Source organism: Rubripirellula obstinata (assembly GCF_001642955.1).
GTDB classification, from domain to species: Bacteria; Planctomycetota; Planctomycetia; order Pirellulales; family Pirellulaceae; genus Rubripirellula; species Rubripirellula obstinata.
The window spans coordinates 1-2,033 of sequence record NZ_LWSK01000254.1 but is presented as its reverse complement, the minus strand read 5'-3'; the positions used below and the strand labels follow the sequence as shown (position 1 = coordinate 2,033).

Sequence of the window (2,033 nt, the reverse complement as noted above, 5' to 3'; positions counted from 1 at the left end):
CATACTGGCGATCAGGCAATTGTCCCGTTGCCTCAATGTTTCCCAGCGTTCCAGTTTGTGTTGCCTGCCATGGTTCAGCTTGCCCAATTTGCTGCGTTGCAATGATTTTCATCAGGCCAGGCTACGTCTGGGAACCAGAAAGTAGGCCGTAGCGAGCCAAAGCGAGTTACGGCGTTGCGCAAATTGCCGTAACTCGCTATGGCTCGCTACGGCCTACATACTGGCGATCAGGGAAATGTGCCGTTGCCACAATGTTTTACAGCGTTCCAGTTCGTGTTGTCTGCCGTGGTGCAGCTTGCCCAATTTGCTGCGTTGCAACGATTTTCATCAGGCTAGGCTCCTTCTGGGAACCAGAAAGTAGGCCGTAGCGAGCCAAAGCGAGTTACGGCGTTGCGCACATTGCCGTAACTCGCTTTGGCTCGCTACGGCCTACACGCTGGCGATCAGGGAAATGTCCCGTTGCCACAATGTTTTACAGCGTTCCAGTTTGTGTTGCCTGCCATGGTTCAGTTCTCGTAGGCCGGAACAAGCCGCTTCGGCGCAGTTCCGGCAATTGCATGGTGGCGTGTTGGATTGCCGGAACTGCGCCGAAGCGGCTTGTTCCGGCCTACGTCAATTCGCAAACGGTTAGATGCGGTTGAACGGCACCAAGAATGCTTCACGACTTTGTCTATCGGGTCGAAGCTTTTACGGATGTTGAATAGTTCCGGCAATTGCATGGTAGCGTGTTGGATTGCCGGAACTGCGCCGAAGCGGCTTGTTCCGGCCTACGTCAATTCGCAAACGGTTCCATGCGGTTGAACGGCACCAAGAATGCTTCACGACTTTGTTTATCGGGTCGAAGCTTTTACGGATGTTGAATAGTTTAGGATCAATTGTTTGACGGCCATGCGGCCGATGCCTGGCGGCAGGTAATTGTCAAACGCATGGTTCACGATCCTGGCATTGTCTTCTGGAGTGATCGGGCGGAAGTGATCTCGCAAGTTGCCTTGATGCGGTGCATGAACATCGATCGCCAGCGTGGGTGAACCTTCGTCCAAGTCGAAGTCACTTAAGTCGATCCACCGTTGTTGTGGGTTTGCCGCGGTGTGGAAGGTGAGTCGTCGCTGTTTGGGTTGATACAGCAAACTCCATTGGGTGAATTCGGCTTGCGAGACATTGTCCAGGACCGCGAAGGCTTTCTCGGATGCATCAGTGAGTGCGCCGGATGCTTGGACATTGGCGATGCTTCGTGCCGCACGGCCATAGCGAGTTGCGTCGCCGGCGGAGTATTGTTTGGCCGATGTTTGGATGTCAGTGTTGGCTAGCGCACAGTGAATCGGTTTGGGGCCGCGACGGATGACGGGTTTACCGCCGATGAATTCGACAATGGCGACTCCGCCCGAGGCATCGGTGACGAAAAAGTGGACGCGTTCGATTGCTGGGATTAATGGCACCGGATAAACCGTGTCCAGGCTGCGGATGACTTCCTCGGTGTCGGCCGAGTTGTCGAGTTGGTATTGGACCCACTGGATGACGTTAACGCTGTCACGATCGAGAGTTCGTGCGGTCGGAAAGCCAGCGGTGTTGAGTTGCAGCAAGTCAACGGTCAGACCGGCTTCGTTCATTCCGGCAAACGGGATGCCGCGACCAAATTGAGTGAACGAAACGCTTCCAAATCGCGACGTCCATTTGGCAGGACGGACTGTGCTGATTCCTTTTTTAGTCAGCCCACGCGGTTGGACAACGATCAATCCTTCACCGAACATCCAATCGTGATTTCGGGCAACCAGAAAGTCGTCACCAATCTGGAAGCGAACGACGGTGCACGCGTTGGTGGGTTTGGTGATCAACGCCAACAACAGGATGCAGGCGATTAGTAGTTTAGATTTCATTGCAAAGTTTTTGTGCAGGCTGGAAGCAACAAGTACGCCGGAACAAGCCGCTTCGGCGCAGTTCCGGCAATTGCATGGTAGCGTATTGGATTGCCGGAACTGCGCCGAAGCGGCTTGTTCCGGCCTGCGCATCTTTCGCGGAGAAACTATGAGCGGGCT

1 protein-coding gene is annotated in these 2,033 nt (G+C 54.5%); it reads right to left on the bottom strand.

Annotated features, from left to right (window positions below):
• Positions 1-830: 830 nt before the first annotated feature.
• Positions 831-1,874, bottom strand: coding sequence for a linear amide C-N hydrolase (locus tag RC85_RS25515; RefSeq protein WP_068267734.1), 1,044 nt, complete (start codon positions 1,872-1,874; stop codon positions 831-833).
• Positions 1,875-2,033: the final 159 nt, after the last annotated feature.